Raw genomic sequence first — 14,790 nt, 5'->3', positions numbered from 1 at the left:
TACAAACTTCCAACTAGTAGGCAGCCGAGAACCAGCGGTTATGCGACTACTACTATGGACGCCTCGCGTCAAGCGTCCGCCGCACAAGGCCCTTATTCTCGGCGCGCGAACCACCCGCTATGGCAGAGCGTACAGACGAACTCACGCGAACGCGCCCGACAAGCGCGAGCCAGCAAGAAGAGTCGGACACGAGTCGACTCTCACGCTTTCGCCCGCGCGCACCCCGGCTCACGCGGCTGTTCGACCCGAAATTCTTCCTCCTCGCACTCGTCGGCACGCTCGTTGGGCTGTTCGTCGGCGGCGCCGTCCTCCCGTTTGGCCCGCTTGGAAGCCTCGCCGGACTCACAGTCGTCGCGTTCGTGCTCGGCCTTCTCGCAGACGGTCGTCGCTACCTCGAAATCGGTGCGGCGGGGGCACTCGTCTCCGGCGTGAGTGCGCTTCTCGGAAACCTACTCCTGACCGCGGTGGGCCTTGGCGTCCCGCTCGCGGTGTTCAGCGCTGGCGCGGGCTTCGGCCTCGCTATCGCTGGCTTCTACGTCGGACGCGACCTGAAAGACGGCTTCACAAGAGAGCTTTAATCCGCGATTTTCCACACGCCGTTGTCGAAGTACACGAGGCCGCGCTCGTTGAGCTGATAGAGCGAATCTTCGACGATGGGGTAGGGGGCTTCGATGACGGTCGAGATTTTGGCGACCGTGTCCGCACCGCCCGCCATCGCTCGTAGAATGTCGGTAAACAGCCGGGCGTTCGCATCGCCGACGTACTCAGAGAGCCGGTCCATCACGTCGGTGAGGCGGCCCTGTACCCAGCGTTGGGCCATCGACAGCTCGCTTTCTAATTGCTCTAAGCTGGCGAGTTCCGAGACGACTTCTTCGACCGAGGTGTCGCTGTTCGTGCTCGCGGTTTTCACGTCGAGGGTGAGGTGGCGACACGTCGTCGTCATGTCGAGGCTCGAACTCGCTGGATAGGCGCTTTTCGTGCCGAAACTGTAGGGTGAGACGTTCACTTCGAGCCGGAGGTTCCGGGCGATGTGGAAGTATTTGCGTCGCTGGTCGTCGGTGCGACTTTCGACGAGCCCGGCGTCTTCGAGTTTGCGGAGGTGGTCGATGACCGCCTTTGGGCTGACCCCGAGGTACTCGCTGATTTCGGTCACGTAGCACGGTTTGCGTGCGAGCAATCGCAGGATGCGCCGGCGATTTTCGTTTCCGAGTAAGTCAAGCAGGGCGGCCGAGTCCATTAGTAACTCTTTGGTAGCCTGTGGGGAAAAGCATACCTCACCGCCGAAGTCGGTCCGGCGAGTAGAACCGCTCTGCGTAGCAGTCGCAAACTCATTGACGTATTGACGAATTACACGCCCACCGATTCACTCGAATCGACCATCTGATGATCGCACGGCGTGAATCAGTGGACAAGCAGTGGACCCCGTGTCTCCCCCTGCTCCGAAGCGAATACCCTTCTTTAACCCCCTCTGCTCCGAAGCGAATCCCCCTCTTCGACCCCACGTCGAAGATGCGCACCTGTGACGGAGTACGCAATGGATCATTGCAGCCCCACGTTATAGGGGTTTGTTTCACCCAAATCCGGATTTTACGCAACTCAGTGACAGTCACACTAATCTTGCTGGTACTGCAAAGGAGATAAGCGAGCTCTCAGACATCCCTCGAACGCGAGTGTACGACGCGATTCGGGTGTTGGAGGCAGAGGGGTTGGTATCCGTCCAACACGGCAATCCTCGCCGCTTTCGAGCCGTCTCCGTTGTGGAGGCAACCGAAACCCTTCGACTGCAGTATCTGGACCGAATCGACACGCTCCAACAGTCGTTGAGCACTCTCAGCAAACCAGTCACGAAATCGGACTCGGAACCTGCGGAAGTGTGGACGCTAAACAATCGGAATGCAATCGAATCTCGGACAATCGAACTCATCGACAGTGCGGACGCCGAAATCGTCCTCGTGCTCGCTGACGAAGCGATGCTCTCCCACAGGCTGTTCGAACGCCTCGAATCGGCACAAGACCGTGGTGTCATGGTCATCGTTGGGGGATCCTCACCGTCGGTTATCGCGAAACTCTCAGAAGAGTTTCCCTCGATACGCGTGTTCGAATCCGGGTTGGACTGGCTGACAGGCCCACATATAGAGGGCGAAGCAGCGGTTGGGCGTCTCCTTCTCACAGAGATTCAAGGAGGAATCCGACAGAGATTCAAGGAGGAAGCCCACTCCTTTAGGAGTGGGAGGAATCCGACAATCCATTTTACCAACCACGAGCGATAGCAAGCCGACACCCCCACGTTAACCCGCACAATTACAAAAGACAGCACAATATGTGAAGTGACGATGGAGGTGATTCGTACCGTCAAAGTCAAACTCGACGTACCCAACGAGCGGTGCGACGACCTCCATCAGACCAAAAATCAGTTCCTCCACTGTGCGAACACCACCGCAGAGTGGGCGTGGAGACACCCAAACGACTACTGCGTGACCTCGAAACAGAAAGCCGAGAAAGCCCTCTACGAGCGACTTCGAACCGAGACGGAGTTGACTGCAAACCTCTTCCAGAAAGGGATTCGGCGTGCTATCGAGGCCACCAAAAGCGGTGTCGCCCGCCTCAAGAAAGGCGACAACACCAGCCAACCACACTTCGATGCGTGGAGCGTCGTCTACGACAAGCGAAGTGCGACGTTCCACCGCGACCACGTTTCCCTCTCAACGGTAAACGGTCGCGTTGAGTGCGACTACGTGATTCCCGACAACCCCGAAGGAACACCGATTGGCGAATATCTGCTGAACGAAGATTACGAGTTTCGTATGTCCACGTTGCAGTACGACCGCCCCACAGAGTCGTTCTACCTCCACGCACGGATGCGCCGAACCACAGACGAGCAGTCCACTGCTGATTCTTCTGACGTTCATCAGACAGCGTCTGATGCAGCCCATCAGAACGCTTCGCGTTCTGAGGACGCCAAGCACAGAACAGTCCTTGGTGTTGACCTGAACGTGGACGGCTCGCTTGCTGTGACTTCCACTGGCGCGTTCATCGGGAACGCCGACGAGATGAATCATCGACGCCGAGAGTTTGAGAAGACTCGCGGGTCGATGCAACAGACAGGTACGCGGTCCGCACACCTGTCGATTCAGTCGATGAACGACCGTGAACACCGTTGGATGCAAGACGAGTTACACCGAGCGTCGACTCAGATTCTCGAAGAAGCCCGCGACCACGGCTGTACGCACATCGCGTTCGAGAACCTGACTGATATTCGCAAACGGATGGTTGGTGCAAAGCGATTCCACGCGTGGGCGTTCCGACGCCTCTACCAGTACGTCGAATACAAAACCGAGATGCTCGGTGTCGTGGTCATACAAGTGAGTCCTGCGTACACGTCTCAGCGGTGTTCTTCGTGTGGGTTTACGCATGAATCGAATCGGCGGTCAAAACACCAGTTCGTGTGTCAGAAGTGCGAGTACGAACTGAACGCGGATTACAACGCGAGCAAGAACATCGCTCACAAACTTTTCAAGAAACTCCACTCGGGGCAGAAGTCTTCGGGTGGAGGCGCACCCTGTCAGTGTGCGCTAGCGTCAGGGACACTGAACCTGAATGGCGATTTCCACGCCTACTCCGTTACGGAGTCAGAAGGGGAGTCCACTGACAAGCCCACGACTTCAGTCGTGGGTTACTGACCGATAAATCGAACCTCTTCGTGAGTTCCATCCAGCCGGATGGAGAAACGGGGGTGGACGCGACCGAAGAGCACGCGGTTTACGCGAGCGGTCTGAGAAATGGATTAGTCGTTATCGCCCACCGTCTCATTTCGACAGAGCGACTACCACAAGAGTGAGTGACGAGACGACGGCGTCAGTGCTGGGTTGCGGTCGCGTCGTACCGGTCGAACGCCCGCGAGGCGAGCCAGACCGTGAGCACGGACAGTATCACGGTCAACACGGGCAACGCAAGCCCGGGTTCGTAGCGAAGCGGCGGGTGGAGGCCAAGCCCGTAGTCGATGAAGTCGTTTACGAACATCAGCCCGAGGGCGGCGGCGAGCGCCCCGCGGGTGGTTTTCCCGTAGTGGGGCATGAGGTAGGCCTCACCGACGAATCCGAGGTGGGTGAGAATGATGCCAAAGTACGCCCACACCTCGGGGAAGTATTGGGAGAAGCCGAGATTCAGTGCGAGCGCCGTCCAGATGCCATACTTGACGAGCCAGACGAACGCAATCGTGTGCAGATAGCACAGTGCGAGGTTTTGGGGTGCCTCGTCGAGTCGTTTGCCGAGGTTCGGGACGAGCGCCATGAGCGAGAGGGTGGCGAAGAACACGGCGACCGGCGAATCGGTGTAAAACGGCCAGAGGAAGGTCGAAACGTCGGGCATCGTCTCGACGTAAAATCGGATGCCGACGAGGATGGCAACGGAGTTGGCGAAGATGAGCCATGTGAGGCTCGGCGCGTTTTCGAGGTAGTAACGCGCGTAGCGCTCCGGAATCATACTCAAAGTGGTGGGCCGCGCCGTCAAAGGCGTGTCGTGTGCCGTGTTTGCACGGCAACATAAACGTGCCGGCAAACACTTATCAGCCAAACTATGGTATGATTACACATACCAGTATGTTTGAGCGATTCTCAAGTGGCTACTACGTCGGCCAGCTCTACGTCGAACCGTACGACGGCGACGTTGCACTGATGCACCACTCCCAACACGAGCAGGTGAACGAACAGGTCTACGCGACGGCGGGGGTCGCCCGCACAGACTACCCGCTCGTCATGAAACTCGGCACCTGCCACTTTTCGGTTCACGGAGACGCGGGGGTCCCGGAGTACACCCTCGCCGTGCCCGCATCGCTGAACGAGGCACTCAGACTCGATAATCCACCAGAGCGCCGCGAGGTGTGGCTCGCTCACGGCGAGCGCGCCCAGCAACTGCTCAGAATCGCCGGCACAGTCGCCTGATTTTAAGGGGATTCGTCCCCGAGTTCGACCGATGTTTGACGACCTGCTCGGCCGCACGGAGCTAAAGGAGCGAATCGAGGCACTCGAATCGGAAAAACGCCACCTCGAACGCCAGCTTTCGGCCGAACAGGAACGCCGCGCCGACGCTTCCCACGCCCGCCAGCAAGCAGAAGAGCGCGTAAACCGCCTCGAAGACCAGATTGCGGGCCTCGAAGGCAAACTCGGCCAACCCGACGGCGAGCAGTCGCTCTCGGTTCGCACAGCGGAGCGCCTCCGCGGCGACCGTCTCTCAGAGGTGCTCACTCGACTCGAATCGGTCGAGACTGGGCCGGAGGGCGCGCTCTCTGCAGTGGTGACAGACGACTTGCCCACTGAACTCACCGACCTGCTCGGCGACCGCGCCGCACTCGTCTCGCGGGCGGCTCCCTGCGTCTTTTTCGGCGACGATGCAGGCCTCGTGAGCGTCGTCCTCGAACCGCCGCTTTCACCCGATGAACGCACATCGTGGGACGACCACTTCGCGTTCGACCGCGGATGGTTCGAGCCGACGGGAACCTTCGCGTTCGCGCTCGTCCGGTCTGACCTGTTCGCCCTCGGTGAGTACGAGGGCCGCGAGCGCGTCTCGCTCACCGGCTTCGAGACCGACGTAAAGAGCAACCACTCGAAGGGTGGCTTCTCGCAGGGACGGTTCGAGCGCATCCGCGAGGGGCAGATTGCAGACCACGTCGAACGCTGTTTGGAGGCGGTCGAACAGACCGATGCAGACCGCCTCATCGTCGTCGGCGAGCGAACTGTGTTGGGAAAATTCAAGCCCCACGCAGACGCGACGCGGACGGTCGACGCCACGGGCGAGCCCGAAGAGGCGCTCGCGGACGCGTTCCGCGACTTTTGGACGACCAGACTGTCGAGTGTCTGACCGCGCTCGCCTGTCTCCGTCTCCGCGAGAATTAAGGAACCCCTCGTACGAACAGTCGGTATGGACATTGCCCTACTCGCACACGAGAAGTTCCCCGACGAGGCGAAAACTGCACTCGGCATCCTGCGGTACTCGGATGACACCGTCGTGGCCGTCCTCGACCGAGACAGCCCCGGCACGCGCGTCCACGACACGGTGCCGGACGTGCAAGACGCGCCCGTCGTCGCCAGCATCGACGATGTGGATTCTTACGACGCGCTCGTCATCGGCATCGCGCCCATCGGCGGCGGCTTCGACGACACGTGGCGCGACGACGTGCGCACTGCGCTCAAAGCGGGCAAGGACGTCATCTCCGGCCTGCACTACTTCTTAGAAGACGACGAGGAGTTCGCCCAACTCGCCGCAGAACACGGCGCGGACATCTGGGACGTGCGCAAACCCCACGACGACCTGACCGTCGCACAGGGAATCGCAGACTCCGTGGATGCGGAAGTCATCCTCACCGTCGGCACCGACTGTTCGGTGGGGAAAATGACCGTCTCGCTCGAACTCGCCCGTGCGGCGCAAGACCGCGGCATCGACGCCGAGTTCATCCCGACGGGCCAGACCGGCATCATGATCGAAGGCTGGGGCAACCCCGTCGACCGCGTCGTCTCTGATTTCACCGCGGGCGCAGTCGAGGAGATGATTCTCGAAAAGGGCAACGACCACGACTACCTGTTCGTCGAAGGGCAGGGTACCATCATCCACCCCGCCTACTCCGCGGTCACCTGCGGCATCCTCCACGGCTCGATGGCGGACAAACTCGTCCTCTGTCACGCTGCCGGGCGCGAGGCCATCCACGGCTACGAATCCTTTGCCCTCCCCGACTTCAGCACCTACCGACAGCTCTACGAAGACCTCGCGCGCCCGGTTCACGAGACCGAGGTCGTCGCCGGGGCGCTCAACACGCGCTCTGTCGAGGGAGACGAAGACGCACAGGCCGCCGTCGATGACTTCGCAGACGCCATCGACGCACCCGCGACCGACCCCGTCCGCTTCGACCCGGACACCATCTTAGACGAGGTCCTATGAGCCTCGACGCTTCCTTCGAGCGCGTTTCGCTCCCGCTCGAAAATCCGTTCACCATCGCCCGGGGCACCCAAGAGGTGGCAGAGAACGTCATCGTCCGCATCGAAGACGACGAGGGGAACGTCGGCGTTGGAGGGGCTGCGCCGTCCGAACACTACGGCGAGACTGCAGCCACCGTCGAAGCCGTCCTCCCGACGCTGCTCGAAGTAGTCGAGGAGGTGGGCGACCCCCACGCCCTCGATGAAATCGAGCGAAAAATGCAGGCGCGCGTGAACCTGAACCCGGCCGCCCGCGTCGCGGTGAGCATCGCGCTCCACGACCTCGCCGCAAAACGCGCAGACTTGCCGCTGTACCGGTACTGGGGGCTCGACGCGTCTTCCGCGCCGGACACGTCGTTCACCATCGGCATCGACACGAAAGAGCGAATGCACGAGAAGACCCGCGAGGCCGTCGATTCGGGCTACGATATCCTGAAGGTCAAAGTCGGCACCGACCGCGACGAGGAGATCATCGAGACGGTCAGAGAGGCCGCCCCGGACGCGACGATTCGCGTCGACGCAAACGAGGGTTGGACACCCCGTGAAGCCGTCGAGATGACCTACGTGCTCAACAACTACGACGTCGAGTTCGTCGAACAGCCGGTTCCCGCAGAAGACCCCGAAGGCCTGAAATTCGTCTACGAACGTTCGCCGCTCCCCATCGCCGCAGACGAGTCCTGTATCACCCTCGCGGACATCCCGCAGATTGCAGACCGCGTGGACATTGCGAATCTGAAATTGATGAAGTGTGGTAGCCTCCGCGAAGCGAAGCGGATGATTCACACTGCGCGCGCCCACGGCCTCGAAGTGATGCTCGGGTGTATGATTGAGTCGAACGCTTCGATCGCGGCGGCGGCGCAGTTGGCTCCGTTGCTCGATTACGCCGACATAGACGGCTCGCTGCTCCTTGCAGAAGATAGATATGACGGGATTTCGATGCCCGCGGGTACACTCGAACTTGACCCCACACGGCCTGGAACAGGCGCACGCCCCCACTAATCACGACCGTTCTCTCGGTTTCCTGCGTCTCTTTCAGGTGTTGTTACACACTGCTGTCACTATGGCTGTAACTTAATGATAACAACATACTGTGTCAGACAACACATCTATTAACTCGAATTAGCACCTCTAGCTGGACATTTCAGGTAGTTCGAGAAATGTGTGCGTTTTTATAATTGTAGCACAATTCACGTGTATGCACGTCTTCGTTGCTGGGGCGACCGGAGTCCTTGGCCGGAGACTCGTCTCTGAACTGGCCCGCGAGGGCCACGAGGTCGTTGGCCTCAGTCGGTCTGCGCGAAACGATGCGGTGATTCGTGACGCCGGCGGTGACCCACGACGTGGAGACGTCCTTGATTTTGATTCGCTGCTCACCGCCGCAGACGGCGCGGACGTGGTGGTGAACGCGGCCTCTGCAGTTCCAAAGACGCGCTCACCGACGAAACAGGACTGGGCGCGCAACGACAAGATTCGACGCCAAGGCACGAAACACCTCACCGCAGCGGCCGGACACATCGGCGCAGACCAGTACGTCCAACAGAGCCTCGTCTGGGTTGCTCGCCGACCGGATGGCGGGGAATTCTCGGAGGAAGACGACTGGAATCCAACCGCGATTACCCAATCAGAGGTCGATGCAGAGCGCCTCGCCATCGATGCGCGCATGGAGTACGCATACGACGTGAGCATTCTGCGCTGTGGCTGGCTGTACGCCCCCGATGCTGCCCACACCCAACTCATCGCCCAAGGGCTGCTCGAAGGCGAACTCCCGATAATCGGTGGGGGCCTCCTCGGTCGGAAAGACGCAACGCTCTCGTGTCTGCACGCAGACGACGCCGCCCGCGCGTTCACGACGGCTATCGATCGCAGAACCAACGGCCTCTGGCACGTCACCGACGACAACCCGGTCACGACTGCTGCGTACCTCAGTGAGTTCGCGCGCTTGCTCGGCGCAGCGGAACCACGGCGCGTCCCCGCGTGGTTTGCTCGCTTTTTCACCCTGAAAGAGGCTGTTGACTTCTTCAGCCACCCGATGCCGACGACGAACGAACCGTTCTGCGAGGAAACGGGCTGGCGTCCCCACTTTGGTGATTACCGCGACGGCCTCTCCCACATCATAGAGGAGTGGGAACAAAAGGGCCGGCTCACCAACCGGCGGGGGAAGCCAACATGGACCGGCGAGCATTCTGAATCCGTCATCTGGCGCACCGTCTGAGCGTCGTCGCTTACGCACCCGTAAAGTGCGGGTGAGCGCTTACGTGCGCCGGAAGATAACGCGGCCGTCGCGGCCGGTCACCGATTTCTGCATCGACTGCCTCACGGAGCGCCGCGAACGACTGGCGCACCTCGTCGCCCGCTGCGCGGCGGTTCACTTTGAACTCGCCTGATTCGAGTTCTTGGTCGCCAACGACGACGTAGTAGGGAACCCAGTCGCGTTCGGCTTTTGCGATGCGCTTGCCGACGGTTTCGGCGCGCTCGTCTACGTCGGCACGAATCTTCGCCGCCGCCAGTTTTTCGACCAGCTCGTCGCAGGAGGCGACGTGGTCGTCGCTCACGGGAATGAACCTGACCTGCGTCGGTGAGAGCCACGTCGGCAGGCGCGGCACCTTCTCGGTCGCGGCGTGTTCGAGCAGGGCGGCCATCACTCGCTCGATGCTCCCGCTTGGCGAGTAGTGCAGGATGTTCGGGTGGTGGGTTTGCTGGCCGTCGCTGTACTCGATGTCGAAGCGTGCTGCGCTTTCGACGTCTATCTGCACCGTCGGATTCTCGATGGGGCGGCCAAGGCCGTCGATGACGGCGAAGTCGATTTTCGCAGACCAGTAGTGGTGGCGCTCGGGCAGGAGTTCGAGCAACACGGGTTTGCCGAGGTCTGCGACCACGCCCTCGACCCACGCGCGGTTCTCGTCGTAGAACGCGCGGGTCATGCGGAAGACACCCTCGTAGAAGACGCCCAAGTCCTCACCCGTCGCGTAGCCGAGTTTCGCCTGCTTTTCGAACTCGGATTTGGCCTGCTCCATGTCCTTCGTCGCGGTGTGCATGTCGGGCATCGTGAACGCCCGCTGGCGCTTGAGGCCGAGCACCTCGCCGCGCTGTTCGCGACGGAACGAGTAGGTGCTCATCTCGTAGATTCGCAGCGGCAGGTCGTTCGCTGCGATGTGCATGTCGCGCATAATTGAAAACTGGCCGAAGCAGGCGGCAAAGCGGAGCATCATGCGGCGGTCACCCGACTCGAAGCGGTACTGTCGCTCGCCGAACTTTGCTGCGTGATCGCTAATCGAGCGCGCCCCGAGGTCGTACATAATTGGCGTCTCGACGGGCATCCCACCGTAGTCGATAACAAGGTCAGACACGTACTGCATCAGCGAATCGCGCACGAGTTTCCCGCGCGGATACCACCGCAGGTTGCCAACATCTGAAAGCTCGTCGTAGCCGACGAACTCCTTCTCGGCCATCAGCGCGAGGTGGGGCGGTTCCTGTCCCTTGCTCGCGGTGACGCCCTCGACTTCGGCGGCGATGAGCGCCCGCAAGTCCTCGCTGAACTGGGCCTTTTCCCCTACGGGGTCCCGCAGTTCGCCATCAGGCGTGAGCACGCGCCACTCGCTCGGTTCGCGCGGTTCGGCGTCTTCTTCTTCGTCTCGGTGGGCACTCACGTGTCTGGAGAGTTCAGAGAGCGGGTGGCCCTTACACGAGATTTCGAACGCCTTGTACCAGCCAAAGGGTGCGCGCAGCAGGTCGTAGTCGTCTTTCAGTTCGGCTTCGAGTGCTTGCATGACGCGCTTTGCGACGTCCGGTGGCGCGAGGTCGTTGCTCAAGTGGGCGTAGGGATAGAGGACGACCTTGTCCGCGTTCAGTTGCTGGGTCACGTCGCGGAGTTCTGCGGCGGCGTTTTCGACGACGCCGTCTACGCTTGCGGCGTCGCCGGATTCGACGCTGATGAACACGGTGACGCAGTCGTCCATGCGCCCCTCCATGGGGACGCCGTCGGTTTCCGCGATGTCGCGGCCGGCTTCTTTTTTCGCCTCGAACGAGAGGTGGTCTGCGTGGATGAACAGGAGTTTCATTAGTGGTTTGGGTTGGATACGTGGATGTGGGCAGTCGTGGCAAACGGCGAGCCAGCGGCGCAGCTACTTAGAAGGAGGCGAGTCCACGTGTTGTCCCGAACAACACACTCATAGCTAGGCAAACTTGACCGTCCGGCATAAACCTGTCGTGGTTGACAGCTTTTCGCACGCTTTGGGCGTGGCCGCGTCTCAACACACTTATTTTCCGTCTCTTTCTTACCTCGGCCATGAGCGAAATCGTCGTCACGTTACCCGACGGTTCCGAACTCCACATGGAGTCGGGGTCGACGGTCGAAGACGTGGCATTCGAAATTGGGCCCGGACTCGGCCGAGACACGGTCGCTGGCGTCGTTGACGGGGACCTCGTTGACAAAGAAACGCCACTCACCGAAGACTGCCGGCTCGTCATCGTCACACCCCAGAGCGACGAGTACCTCTCCGTCCTGCGCCACTCTGCGGCCCACGTCTTCGCCCAAGCCCTCCAGCGCATCCACCCCGATGCCAAACTCACTATCGGGCCGTGGACCGACGACGGTTTCTACTACGACATCACCGGCGTTGACATCGATAGCGACGACCTGCGCGCCATCGAGGCGGAAGCCGACTCCATCATCGTAGACGACCTCGACATAGAGCGCGTCGAACTCTCCCGGGAAGAAGCCCTCTCGCTGTACGAGGACAACCCGTACAAACGCGATATTTTGGAGACCGAGGCCGCGGGCGACGACCCACTCTCCTTTTACGAGCAAGGCGAGTTCAAAGACCTCTGTAAAGGCCCGCACCTCGAATCGACCGGCGAAATCGGCGCGTTCAAACTCCTCAACATCTCTTCGGCCTACTGGCGCGGCGACGAAGAAAACGACACTCTCACCCGCGTCTATGGGACGGCGTTCAAGTCTGAAAAAGACCTCACGAAATTCTTAGAACAGCGCGAAGAGGCAAAAGAGCGCGACCACCGCAAACTCGGCCAGGAACTCGACCTCTTTTCGATTCCGGAAGTCACCGGCCCTGGCCTCCCGCTCTATCACCCGAACGGGAAGAAAATTCTGCAACAACTCGAAGGCTACGGCCAGTCGCTGAACGAGAGCTTCGGCTACGACTACGTTGAGACGCCCCACCTGTTCCGCACGGAACTCTGGAAGCAGTCGGGTCACTACGACAACTACGTGGACGACATGTTCCTCCTCGATGTGAACGACGAGGAGTACGGCCTGAAGCCGATGAACTGCCCCGGCCACGCGACCATCTTCAAGCAGGGGTCGTGGAGCTACCGTGACCTGCCCGTTCGCTACGCAGAAAACGGAAAGGTGTACCGCAAAGAACAACGCGGCGAACTCTCCGGGCTCTCGCGCGTCTGGGCGTTCACCATCGACGACGGCCACCTGTTCGTCCGCCCCGACCAGATTAAATCCGAAGTCGAAGACACGATGGACCTCATCTTCGAAGTCTTAGAAACGTTCGACTTAGAGTACAAGGTCGCCCTCGCCACCCGCCCCGAGAAATCGGTCGGCAGCGACGAAATTTGGGAGCAAGCAGAGACGCAACTCGAAAGCGTGCTCGACGAGTCGGGCATCGACTACCGCGTCGAAGCCGGAGATGGCGCGTTCTACGGGCCGAAAATCGACTTCTCGTTCGAGGACGCCCTCGGCCGGGTGTGGGACGGACCGACGGTGCAACTCGACTTCAACATGCCAGAGCGCTTCGACCTCACCTACACCGGCGAGGACAACGAAGACCACCGGCCGGTCATGATTCACCGCGCGCTCTACGGCTCCTTCGAGCGCTTCTTCATGGTGCTCATCGAGCACTACAACGGCAAGTTCCCGTTCTGGCTCGCCCCAGAGCAGGTGCGCATCCTCCCGGTCAGCGACGACAACATCCCGTACGCGAAAGAACTCAAACACCGCCTCGGTGACTTCCGCGTCACCATCGAAGACCGCTCGTGGACGGTCGGGCGCAAGATTCAGCAGGCCCACACCGACCGCGTGCCGTACCAAATCATCATCGGCGGCAACGAGGAAGAAGACCGCACCATCTCCGTGCGCGACCGCAAAGAGCGCGACCGCAATGGTGTGGAACTCGCAGAATTCCAAGCCCACCTCGAATCTGAACAGGAAGAAAAACGCCTCGAACCTGATTTCCTCGCGTAAGTCCGAATCGCAGGCACGTTTATCCTGTTTCCCCGCAAATCTTCACCTGTCTGGCACCCCCGCCACGACGTGTATTGCGTTGCAATTTCCAACCGTAACCGGATCAACTGAAGCAGGCAAGGAGTTTCGACTGCCGGCAGATTTCGCGGGCGACCTGAACCTCGTGTTCGTCGTGTTCAGCCGCGATCAGCAGGCAGACGTGGACTCTTGGGAACCGTTCGTCGAAAATCTCCGTGCGACCCACGAGAGGTTCCAGTCCTACGAACTCTCCGTGTTGAGTCGCAGCTATCGCCTCGTCCGCCCATTTTTCGGCGGCGGCCTGCGCGCAGACACCGACGACGAAACGATGCGCGAACGCACGATTACGGCGTTCATCGACAAACGACCGTTTCGCTGGGAGTTAGAGATTCTCTCAGAACACTCGATGCACGCCTTCCTCGTCGCGCGTGACGGCGAGGTGCGGTGGCACGCCCCCGGCCCGCTCACGGCCGGTCGAGCGGACGAACTCGAAAAACTGCTTCGAGAACCCGTCGCCGCCTAGTTGCCACCCGTTTTGTGACTGCCCTCGGTGTCTCTGAGGATGAACGAGCCAATCGAGAGCGTATGCTTTGCCACCGTCGCAATTCGCATGATGAACGCGAGCAGGATGACGAACGGCACGACCGAGATGGCCGCCGCCGCGCTCACGACCCAGATGAGATTGTCGAGGCCGAGGAACGTCCCCAGCACGGCGTTCGCATCGAGATAGATAATCGACGCTGTGGCGACGATGAGCGCGGGGACGGCCGCGTACAGCATCGCGCGAGAGAGGTTGATGAGTTCCCACTGAAAGTAGAGCGTCTTGAAGTGTTCACGCGCAGGGCCGAAGAAGGTGAGCGCCTCGCGGAGCTGGTCAAGCGCGTCGTTTGCGTCCTCGCCGAGCTGCTCGTCGTACGTGTTCTGGATGCGTCGGGCCTCGTACACCTTCCACGAGTAGTTGAAGTCGAGCGCCGCAGAGAGCACGTCGAACGTCCCGAACTGGGCGTCGTCGAGGCGGTCTGCTACCTCGTCTGCGTTTTCAGTCACACTGTCGGTAAAGCGGGTAATCTCCTCGCGTTCGTCATCCGTGAGGTCGCCGCTGAGTCCGTCCGCGAGTCTGTGTGCCCGCTCGCCGGTCGCTTCGATAATCGACTGGAGGAAGCGGGCGGGTTCTGCGGGACTCACCGGCGTATCGAGCGTGTCCTCGACGTCGGCTTGAAACTGCATCGCCCCTTCCATGCGCTCGCGCTGGTCACCAATCGGGCCGAGTTCCTGTGAGAGCACGAGCTGGTTCAGCGTCACCACGAGCGTCACGCCGGTGATGATGGCCGTAACAAAGGCCTGAAACAGCGTCTCGGTCGGGTCTTTGTTCGCCATCGTCCCGCGAATCAGGCTCGGGTCGAGCGCGCCGAGCACCACGAGGGCGAAAAAGAAGATGGCGAGCAACATGCCCGCCACCAGCCAGCGATTCGCCTCCATGAGAAACCAGAGTTTGGCGCGGTTTTCGGGGACGCGGGCTCGCATCGTGTCGCTCGGCTCGCCGCTTCCATTGCTCATCTAACCGAGAAACTCCGTGCGCCTCAAAAGGGTTGGTGGCCG

At 60.7% G+C, this 14,790-nt stretch carries 14 protein-coding genes; 10 read left to right on the top strand and 4 right to left on the bottom strand.

Going from position 1 to position 14,790, the window contains the following annotated elements; translation table 11 throughout:
* Nucleotides 1–119: 119 nt before the first annotated feature.
* Nucleotides 120–578, top strand: a complete 459-nt coding sequence (locus V5N13_RS05940) for a hypothetical protein (RefSeq protein ID WP_336360008.1) — start codon at nucleotides 120–122, stop codon at nucleotides 576–578.
* On the opposite strand, the gene V5N13_RS05935 is transcribed toward V5N13_RS05940, so the two are convergent.
* Nucleotides 575–1,237 (bottom strand): ArsR/SmtB family transcription factor, encoded by a 663-nt coding sequence (locus V5N13_RS05935; RefSeq protein WP_332899934.1) that lies wholly within the window; start codon nucleotides 1,235–1,237, stop codon nucleotides 575–577. The two genes, V5N13_RS05940 and V5N13_RS05935, sit on opposite strands and share 4 nt — an antisense overlap.
* 328 nt (nucleotides 1,238–1,565) lie before the next feature.
* Between V5N13_RS05935 and V5N13_RS05930 the strand changes: the two genes are divergently transcribed.
* The gene (locus tag V5N13_RS05930; RefSeq protein WP_336360007.1) at nucleotides 1,566–2,270 is read left to right on the top strand and encodes a TrmB family transcriptional regulator; all 705 of its coding nucleotides are present in this window, start codon (nucleotides 1,566–1,568) and stop codon (nucleotides 2,268–2,270) included.
* Between the two features lie 63 nt (nucleotides 2,271–2,333).
* Complete coding sequence (locus V5N13_RS05925; RefSeq protein WP_336360006.1) at nucleotides 2,334–3,680, top strand: RNA-guided endonuclease InsQ/TnpB family protein; 1,347 nt, start codon at nucleotides 2,334–2,336, stop codon at nucleotides 3,678–3,680.
* 175 nt (nucleotides 3,681–3,855) lie between these two features.
* On the opposite strand, the gene V5N13_RS05920 is transcribed toward V5N13_RS05925, so the two are convergent.
* The gene (locus tag V5N13_RS05920; protein WP_336360005.1) at nucleotides 3,856–4,482 is read right to left on the bottom strand and encodes a DUF1405 domain-containing protein; all 627 of its coding nucleotides are present in this window, start codon (nucleotides 4,480–4,482) and stop codon (nucleotides 3,856–3,858) included.
* A 98-nt stretch (nucleotides 4,483–4,580) separates the two neighbouring features.
* Between V5N13_RS05920 and V5N13_RS05915 the strand changes: the two genes are divergently transcribed.
* The 5 genes from V5N13_RS05915 (at nucleotide 4,581) to V5N13_RS05895 (ending at nucleotide 9,177) form a co-directional block, all read left to right on the top strand.
* Complete coding sequence (locus V5N13_RS05915) at nucleotides 4,581–4,940, top strand: DUF5802 family protein (RefSeq protein WP_442904947.1); 360 nt, start codon at nucleotides 4,581–4,583, stop codon at nucleotides 4,938–4,940.
* Nucleotides 4,941–4,971: 31 nt separating this feature from the next.
* Nucleotides 4,972–5,856 carry a Vms1/Ankzf1 family peptidyl-tRNA hydrolase gene (locus V5N13_RS05910; RefSeq protein ID WP_336360004.1) on the top strand — a complete coding sequence of 295 codons (885 nt, stop codon included), beginning with the start codon at nucleotides 4,972–4,974 and terminating at the stop codon, nucleotides 5,854–5,856.
* Between the two features lie 60 nt (nucleotides 5,857–5,916).
* Nucleotides 5,917–6,930: a DUF1611 domain-containing protein gene (locus tag V5N13_RS05905; protein ID WP_332899930.1), complete on the top strand. Its 1,014-nt coding sequence runs from the start codon at nucleotides 5,917–5,919 to the stop codon at nucleotides 6,928–6,930.
* Nucleotides 6,927–7,964 carry a dipeptide epimerase gene (locus V5N13_RS05900; protein ID WP_336360003.1) on the top strand — a complete coding sequence of 346 codons (1,038 nt, stop codon included), beginning with the start codon at nucleotides 6,927–6,929 and terminating at the stop codon, nucleotides 7,962–7,964. Before V5N13_RS05905 ends, V5N13_RS05900 begins: the two co-directional genes overlap by 4 nt.
* A gap of 196 nt (nucleotides 7,965–8,160) precedes the next feature.
* On the top strand, nucleotides 8,161–9,177 hold the full coding sequence (locus V5N13_RS05895) for an NAD-dependent epimerase/dehydratase family protein (RefSeq protein ID WP_336360002.1): 1,017 nt from the start codon (nucleotides 8,161–8,163) through the stop codon (nucleotides 9,175–9,177).
* 10 nt (nucleotides 9,178–9,187) lie between these two features.
* On the opposite strand, the gene V5N13_RS05890 is transcribed toward V5N13_RS05895, so the two are convergent.
* Entirely contained in the window at nucleotides 9,188–11,023 is a 1,836-nt protein-coding gene (locus V5N13_RS05890; RefSeq protein ID WP_336360001.1) for a threonine--tRNA ligase, read from the bottom strand.
* A gap of 227 nt (nucleotides 11,024–11,250) precedes the next feature.
* Between V5N13_RS05890 and thrS the strand changes: the two genes are divergently transcribed.
* Together thrS and V5N13_RS05880 are read left to right on the top strand one after the other, a co-directional pair.
* Nucleotides 11,251–13,173, top strand: coding sequence for a threonine--tRNA ligase (thrS, locus tag V5N13_RS05885; RefSeq protein ID WP_336360000.1), 1,923 nt, complete (start codon nucleotides 11,251–11,253; stop codon nucleotides 13,171–13,173).
* Nucleotides 13,174–13,252: 79 nt separating this feature from the next.
* The gene (locus tag V5N13_RS05880; protein ID WP_336359999.1) at nucleotides 13,253–13,714 is read left to right on the top strand and encodes a hypothetical protein; all 462 of its coding nucleotides are present in this window, start codon (nucleotides 13,253–13,255) and stop codon (nucleotides 13,712–13,714) included.
* Here V5N13_RS05880 and V5N13_RS05875 read toward each other — a convergent pair.
* Nucleotides 13,711–14,748, bottom strand: coding sequence for a hypothetical protein (locus tag V5N13_RS05875; protein WP_336359998.1), 1,038 nt, complete (start codon nucleotides 14,746–14,748; stop codon nucleotides 13,711–13,713). The genes V5N13_RS05880 and V5N13_RS05875 overlap by 4 nt on opposite strands.
* Between the last annotated feature and the right edge of the window lie 42 nt (nucleotides 14,749–14,790).

This window comes from Haladaptatus sp. ZSTT2 (assembly GCF_037081775.1).
Taxonomy (GTDB): Archaea; Halobacteriota; Halobacteria; order Halobacteriales; family Halococcaceae; genus QDMS2.
Note: the sequence above shows the minus strand (reverse complement) of the source record. Positions and strands in the feature narration are given on the sequence as shown.

Bases quoted from the DNA above. Each gene is read 5' to 3' on its own strand.
- V5N13_RS05940 (WP_336360008.1), top strand. From the start codon at position 120: ATGGCAGAGCGTACAGACGAACTCACGCGAACGCGCCCGACAAGCGCG.
- V5N13_RS05935 (WP_332899934.1), bottom strand. From the start codon at position 1,237: ATGGACTCGGCCGCCCTGCTTGACTTACTCGGAAACGAAAATCGCCGG.
- V5N13_RS05925 (WP_336360006.1), top strand. From the start codon at position 2,334: ATGGAGGTGATTCGTACCGTCAAAGTCAAACTCGACGTACCCAACGAG.
- V5N13_RS05920 (WP_336360005.1), bottom strand. From the start codon at position 4,482: ATGATTCCGGAGCGCTACGCGCGTTACTACCTCGAAAACGCGCCGAGC.
- V5N13_RS05915 (WP_442904947.1), top strand. From the start codon at position 4,581: ATGATTACACATACCAGTATGTTTGAGCGATTCTCAAGTGGCTACTAC.
- V5N13_RS05910 (WP_336360004.1), top strand. From the start codon at position 4,972: ATGTTTGACGACCTGCTCGGCCGCACGGAGCTAAAGGAGCGAATCGAG.
- V5N13_RS05905 (WP_332899930.1), top strand. From the start codon at position 5,917: ATGGACATTGCCCTACTCGCACACGAGAAGTTCCCCGACGAGGCGAAA.
- V5N13_RS05900 (WP_336360003.1), top strand. From the start codon at position 6,927: ATGAGCCTCGACGCTTCCTTCGAGCGCGTTTCGCTCCCGCTCGAAAAT.
- V5N13_RS05895 (WP_336360002.1), top strand. From the start codon at position 8,161: ATGCACGTCTTCGTTGCTGGGGCGACCGGAGTCCTTGGCCGGAGACTC.
- V5N13_RS05890 (WP_336360001.1), bottom strand. From the start codon at position 11,023: ATGAAACTCCTGTTCATCCACGCAGACCACCTCTCGTTCGAGGCGAAA.
- thrS (WP_336360000.1), top strand. From the start codon at position 11,251: ATGAGCGAAATCGTCGTCACGTTACCCGACGGTTCCGAACTCCACATG.
- V5N13_RS05875 (WP_336359998.1), bottom strand. From the start codon at position 14,748: ATGAGCAATGGAAGCGGCGAGCCGAGCGACACGATGCGAGCCCGCGTC.